The sequence below is a fragment of the Rhizocola hellebori genome, from assembly GCF_016862955.1.
In the GTDB taxonomy this organism is placed as follows: domain Bacteria; phylum Actinomycetota; class Actinomycetes; order Mycobacteriales; family Micromonosporaceae; genus Rhizocola; species Rhizocola hellebori.
The window spans coordinates 58,302-64,427 of the sequence record NZ_BONY01000052.1 but is presented as its reverse complement, the minus strand read 5'-3'; the positions used below and the strand labels follow the sequence as shown (position 1 = coordinate 64,427).

Annotated in this window: 5 protein-coding genes; 1 reads left to right on the top strand and 4 read right to left on the bottom strand. The window is 70.0% G+C overall.

The genetic code is table 11. The features are described from left to right. Positions 1–465 (top strand): sigma-70 family RNA polymerase sigma factor (locus Rhe02_RS33220; RefSeq protein ID WP_203912389.1); only part of this gene is annotated, 465 nt, incomplete at its 5' end. A 321-nt stretch (positions 466–786) separates the two neighbouring features. Here Rhe02_RS33220 and Rhe02_RS33215 read toward each other — a convergent pair. The 4 genes from Rhe02_RS33215 to Rhe02_RS33200 are packed head-to-tail and all read right to left on the bottom strand — an operon-like array spanning position 787 to position 6,112. Beyond that, on the bottom strand, positions 787–3,225 hold the full coding sequence (locus Rhe02_RS33215; protein ID WP_239124216.1) for a GNAT family N-acetyltransferase: 2,439 nt from the start codon (positions 3,223–3,225) through the stop codon (positions 787–789). Continuing rightward, on the bottom strand, positions 3,212–4,387 hold the full coding sequence (locus tag Rhe02_RS33210) for an acetoin utilization protein AcuC (RefSeq protein ID WP_203912388.1): 1,176 nt from the start codon (positions 4,385–4,387) through the stop codon (positions 3,212–3,214). Before Rhe02_RS33210 ends, Rhe02_RS33215 begins: the two co-directional genes overlap by 14 nt. Beyond that, positions 4,384–5,202, bottom strand: coding sequence for a sulfurtransferase (locus tag Rhe02_RS33205; RefSeq protein WP_203912387.1), 819 nt, complete (start codon positions 5,200–5,202; stop codon positions 4,384–4,386). The genes Rhe02_RS33210 and Rhe02_RS33205 overlap by 4 nt, the downstream gene beginning before the upstream one ends. Positions 5,203–5,224: 22 nt before the next feature. Next, positions 5,225–6,112, bottom strand: coding sequence for a phosphotransferase family protein (locus Rhe02_RS33200; protein WP_203912386.1), 888 nt, complete (start codon positions 6,110–6,112; stop codon positions 5,225–5,227). Positions 6,113–6,126 lie beyond the last annotated feature (14 nt).

Below are 6,126 nucleotides of genomic sequence, written 5' to 3'. Positions count from 1 at the left end.
CAGGTGAACCGCATGGTCCGCGTCCGCCGCGACCTCGCCTCCACCCTCGGCCGGGAGCCCTCCATCGCTCAGCTGGCAGCCGCCCTGGAGATCCCCGAGTACCAGGTCATAGAGCTGATCTCCTACGACCGTGAGCCGGTCAGCCTCGACCAGACCGTCGGCGAAGACGGCGAAAGCTCCCTCGGCGACTTCATCGCAGCCACCGCCACCAGCGACACCAGCGAAAGCTTCGCCCACGGCCAGCTGCGCGACGAGGTAGAGATCGTGCTCTCCACCCTGTCCCGGCGCGAGCAGGAGGTCATCCGCCTGCGCTTCGGCTTCGACGACGGCCGCGCCCGCACCCTCGACGAGGTCGGCAAGGAGTTCGGCCTGTCCCGCGAGCGCATCCGCCAGATCGAGAAGACCACCCTCAACAAGCTGCGCCACGGCGACCGCGGCACCCGCCTCTCCGTCTACGCCAGCTAACCCTTTCTCCCCAGCCTTCACAGGGCGCGACCCACTCCCGGGCCGCGCCCTCTTACTCTGCCCGCTCACCCCAGCCCACCGTCTCGGTTCGCTGCCCCGCCTTCCTTTATGCCTTTACGCCGGTTCGTTGTGGTCTTTCGCCGTATCTCCCGGCGGCAACGCCACCTGCGTGCTCCCCACCCCCGCCGGCTCCGCCGGCGACAACCTCCCCCGCGGCAGTGTTCCCCGCCTGGCAGGACAGTGTCTGCGCCACACCTTTGCTCTGCACCCATAGACGCAACTTCATGGTCAAGGTGCGTCTTTGGGTGTCAGTGGGTGGGGTTAGAGGCGGCGGGGGCCGGAGTCAGGGCGGTCGGCGGGGGTGTCGAGGACGCCGGCGGCGTGCAGGGCGGTCCAGCCTTTTTCGTGTGCTAGCACGGGGTTGAGGACGATGTTGCGCAAGCCTGGGACCTCATCGGCCAGCTGTCCTATCCGGACGAGGAGTTCGGCGAGGGCGGCCAGATCTACACCGGCCAGTAGTGGGGCGGCTTTGGGTGTGCGCAGCAGGGCTTGTGCGTCGCGATCGGTTAGCGGGGCTGCGCGCCAGGCGCGGTCGCCTACCAGTTCGGGAATGGGGCCGCCCAGGCCGAAACCGACCACCGGGCCGAAAGCGGGATCGTCTCGGACCTCGATGACACAGGCGACGCCGGGTGGGGCCATCTTCTGCACGACCACGGTCGGGCCGAACGCGGCGGCGAGGTCGGTGTAGGCGCCGCGCACCAGCGGGGCCGAGCCCAGGTTGAGCCGCACCGCGCCGAGGTCGATCCGTTGCGGATGCTCGGCCGCCTTGAGCGCCACCGGATATCCAGCCTCCTCGGCGCGGGCCTGCGCGGCGTCCACGGAATCGGCCAGATATGAGGTGAGCACGGGGATGTCGTAGGCCTCAAGTGCCTCGGCGATGCTCGAAACCGTGGGCCGCAACGGTGTGGGCAGGGTGCCCGGCGGCTCGCGCAGCCAAGCTGCCCGCCGGACAGCGTGGGCCAGGGCGCGCACCGCCTCCTCGATGGAACGGAAGGACGGGACTCCGGCCGGGCCCGCCTCGCCCGGCAGGCTGGTCACCACCACCGGCTTGTCGGCCGCCTGCACCACCTCCGCCAGCACCTGCATGTAGGGCAGCAGCAGCTCGGTCTCCGAGGCGCTCAGCGGGCCGGTGGGCAGGGGCGGGGTCACCACCACCACAACCGCGTCGGCGTCGTCGCTTTCCACGGCGGAGCGAACCGCGGCGGCAAGCTCCGCGGGCGGTGCGGAGGTGCTGACCGAGCCGCTGCGGCCCACCTGCAGCCCGGCCGAGCGGACCCGCGCCGCGGCGAGGGCGGTCATGGCGAAAGCGTTGCTCACCACCGCTATCCGGTCGCCGACGGGCAGCGGCTGACTGTCCAGCACGCTGGCCACGTCCAGCAGCTCCGACACTGTACCCACCTCAATGACACCGGAGTGAGCGCGCAACGCCTCCAGCGCCGCGGAGTCCAAAGTGGAGCTTCCCCCGGCGCCGGTCTCCGATGCGAGCACGATGATGGGCTTGCGACGGCCGACCGTGCGCGCGATCCGGGCGAACTTTCGCGGATTGCCAAAGCTTTCCAGGTACATGGCGATGATGTCGGTCTGCGGGTCGTCGGCCCAGAACTGGAGCAGGTCGTTGCCGGACACGTCGGCGCGCCTGCCCACGCTGGCAAAGCTGGACATGCCAAGGCCCCTGCGGTCCGCTTCGGCCATCAGGTGCAGGCCCAATGTTCCGGACTGGCTGAACAGCGCCACCCGGCCCGGGGCGGGCAGTCTGGGCACCAGGGTCGCGTTCAGGTGCACGGTGTGGTCGGCCAGGCCCAGGCTGCCCGGCCCGACCAGCCGCATCCCGGCGGCTCGGGTGGCCTCGACCAGGTCGCGGCGCTGCGAAGGATCCAGCTCGGTGATCACCAGCAGGCCGTGCACTCCCGCCGCGGCCGCGTCGGCGACGACCTCGCCGATGGCTTCCGGCGGCACCGCGACCACGGCCAGGTCGGCTTGTTCGGTCAGGTGGCGGCCGGCGTGGATGGGCCCGGTGAAGCCGCCCGCACGCAGGTGGGCAAGGGCGGCCGCGCCCACCCCGCGCCCGGAGGAGCTTGCGCCATAGACTGCCACGCCTTCCGGGCGCATCAGCCGGGCGACCGAGCGCGCCTCCGTGCGGTGCTCGCGATCCCATTGCACGGCAAGCGATCGCTGCGTCTGGGCGACCGGGAAGGTCAGATGCACCACGCCGTCTGCGTATTGACGGCTCACCTCATAGCCCGCGTCGGTGAACACGCGCAACATGGCGCCGTTGGCGGGAAGCACCTCGGCGACGAACCTTTCGATGCCCACCTCGCGTGCGGCGGCCGCCAGGTGTTCCAGCAACACCGAACCCACGCCGCGGCCCTGATAGGCGTCCTCCACCACGAACGCCACCTCGGCGTCGGGCGCGTCCGGGCCGAGCCGTTCGTAGCGACCCACCCCGATCAGATCCGGGCCTGCCGCAATGACCAGCGCCTCGCGGTCGACGTGGTCCACGTTGACGAAACGGTCCAGATCTCGCGCCGGGATCCGTGGATAGGGCGAGAAATAGCGGAAATAGCGGGTCTGCTCGGAGAAGCGGCCGTGCATGGCGACCACCGCATCGGCGTCGGTCGCGTCGATCGGTCGCAAGTGGACGGTGGTGCCATCCGCCAGCAGGACATCTGCCGCCCGGGGACGCATGTCAGTCTCGCGCATCCATCGGGTCGAGCCCGTAGTAGGGGAAAATCGCCTGACGCGTGGCGAGGATGGTCCGGTCGAGCGGATCCTGCCCCACCCCCGGCTGCCAGGGCTCGAACCCGACGTCGGCGTCGTCGGTCATCCGCTGCGGTGGATCCTGATCGGGAAAACGCTTGCGCGCCAAGGCACGCCACGAGGGCGGGGTGAGCGTGGCCGGGTCGAGCGGATCACCGGTCATCGTCGCGATCAGATGCGACCAGGTGCGCGGCACCACCTGCATCAGCGCGTAGCCGCCACCACCGGTCGCGATCACCTTCCCGCCGCACAACTCGTCGGCCAGGTCGCGCACGGCGATCGCGGCCGCCCGCTGCCCGTCCACGCTGAGCTGCAGGTTGGCGAGCGGATCGAGCTGGTGCGAGTCGGCGCCCGCTTGCAGCACCACCAGTTGCGGCCGGAACGCACGAAGCACGCTCGGCACCACCGCATGAAAAGCCCGAAGCCATCCCCTGTCCCGGGTCCCAGGTGGGAGCGCGACGTTCACCGCAGTGCCAAGCGCGGCGGGCCCACCCACCTCGGTCGGGAAACCCGTCCCCGGGAACAGGGTCATCGGGCTCTCGTGCAGGCTCACGGTCAGCACCCGCGGGTCATCGGCGAAGATCTCCTGCACCCCGTCCCCGTGATGCACATCGATATCGACGTAGGCGATCCGTTGCGCGCCAGCCGCAAGCAGATCGGCGATGGCGATGGCCGGGTCGTTGTAGACGCAGAAGCCCGATGCCCGCGCGGGCATGGCGTGATGCAGCCCGCCGGAGACGTTCACCGCCCGGGTCACCTCGCCGCTGTACACCGCCCGGGCCGCGGCCAGACTCGCCCCCGCGACGAGGGCGGAGGCTTCGTGCATGTGGTCGAAAACCGGATTGTCCGGGGTGTTCAGCCCGTACCCGCGGAAGAACGGGTCGTCGGGCGCCACTCGCACCGCATGCAGGTAGTCGGCTCGGTGCACCCGCAACAGCTCCTCATCGGTGGCCGCGACCGGCTCACGTACGGTCACGCCGGGCCGGTCGAGAAGGCCGAGGTCGCGGGCCAGCGCGATGGTCAGCTCCACCCGCACCGGGTCGAGCGGATGGTTGCCCAGGTCGTATTCGAGGAGCTTTTCGCTCCACAGCACAAGCGACTTCATTCGCCGTCGCCTGTCGCGATTGGACGGTCCTCGTCGGTGATCCAGTGGCTCCACGAGCCGACGTAGAGCGCCGCGTCGTCCCGGCCCGCCTGGAACAGCGCCAGAACGGTGTGGGCGGCGGTGATCCCCGACCCGCAGTAGGCCCCGACCTGAACGGCCGCGGGCAGGATCGAGATGAGGTCGTCGCGCATGGTGCCGTCGGCGTTGACCAGTTTGGCGTAGGGCATGTTCATCGCGCCCGGAATGTGGCCGGCCACGGGATCGATCGGCTCGGTTTCGCCGCGGAAGCGTTCCGGTGCGCGTGCGTCCAGCAGCGCCCCTTCCCGGGCCACCCGGGCGGCCTCTTCCGCGTCGAGCACCGGCATCGCGCCGGGCTCGACCTTGAATTCGCCCGGCGTCACCGCCGACGGCTCTACGCTTATCGGCCCCGCCGCGGCCACCCAGGCCGGATATCCGCCGTCGAGCACCCGTACCAGATGATGACCGGCCCAACGAAGGGTCCACCAGGCCCTGGCCGCGGCCATGCCGTCACCGTGGTCGTAGACGACCACTTCGCGGTCGCTGCTCACACCGGCCGCGCGCAGCGCCACCTGGAGCTGCTCCGGATCGGGCAGCGGGTGGCGCCCACCGGCGCCGGCCGGCCCACACAGCTCCTGCTCCAGATCGACAAAGGCGGCCCCGGGCACGTGCCCGGCCAGGTAGTCGGGGTAGGCGGACGGCGCCCCGAGCTTCCAGCGCACGTCAAGAACGGTCGGCGGGTTCTCCGCGGAGAGCTTCGCGGCCAGCGAGGCGGCATCGATCAGTGGTCTGGGCACAGCCTCACAATAGAACGCCGCACTACAGCCCGGCGTCGGCTGCTGCCCACCGGGCGGTCACGGTGTCAAAAAGATCCATGCGGCGGGTCTGCAGCACGTCGAAGAGGTTCTCCATGCGGTTGGCTACGACGGCCGCCCGCACGTCGATCGGGCGCTGGGTCAGCATCTGGTAGTGCCCCGCCATGCGTTCCAGCAGATCGCGCGGCGCGCCGTCGAAGTACCGGAAGTCGAAGGTGGGCACTCCAATCTGGACGTTGGAGAAGTCCCAGATGCCGGTCAGGTCGCCCACCGGCTCGGCGAAGACCATGTTGCCAGTGTGGAAATCGTTGTGCAGCAACACCTCTGGGCCGGGAACGTTATCGCCCACCCACATCGTGGCGAACTGGCCGATGAGGTTCTCGGCGTGTCTCCAGTGCGACGCGGGCAGCCAGCGCATCTCCTTGACCACCAGCTCGAGCGTGGGCTCGTGGTCGAGGAACGGGACCTCCAGCTCGGTCTCCTCCACCTCGTCCATGCTGTCGTGCATCGCGGCCAGGAACCTCGCGAGCGAGCTGGCCAGGGCTTCGCGCTGGAATTCGCTCGCCGACGCGTAGCGCTCCCGGTCGAAGGCCGCGCCGGTGAGCTTGCGATAGGCCGCGAAGCGGGTCTTCTGCCCGATCCATTCGACGCTCGGGGTGCGCACCAGCAGGCGCCCCTGCAGGTGCTGCAGGATGGCGATCTCCTGGTCGAAGTCGAGCTCCTCGTCGCGCGGGAAGCGCAGGATCCAGCCGTCACCTGTCTCCAGGACGGCGTTTTCCCAGCCGTCGGCGTGCAGCGTGGCCCGGGACAGGTCCCACAGCCCGCTGCCCTCGGCGGTGGCCGCCTGCACCAGGGTCTCGAGGTCGAAGGCCGGGGCGATGGGAGGAAGCATGCCGCTCATTGTGC

Coding starts and splice junctions, on each gene's coding strand:
- Rhe02_RS33215 (WP_239124216.1), bottom strand. CDS start 3,225: ATGCGCGAGACTGACATGCGTCCCCGGGCGGCAGATGTCCTGCTGGCG.
- Rhe02_RS33210 (WP_203912388.1), bottom strand. CDS start 4,387: ATGAAGTCGCTTGTGCTGTGGAGCGAAAAGCTCCTCGAATACGACCTG.
- Rhe02_RS33200 (WP_203912386.1), bottom strand. CDS start 6,112: ATGCTTCCTCCCATCGCCCCGGCCTTCGACCTCGAGACCCTGGTGCAG.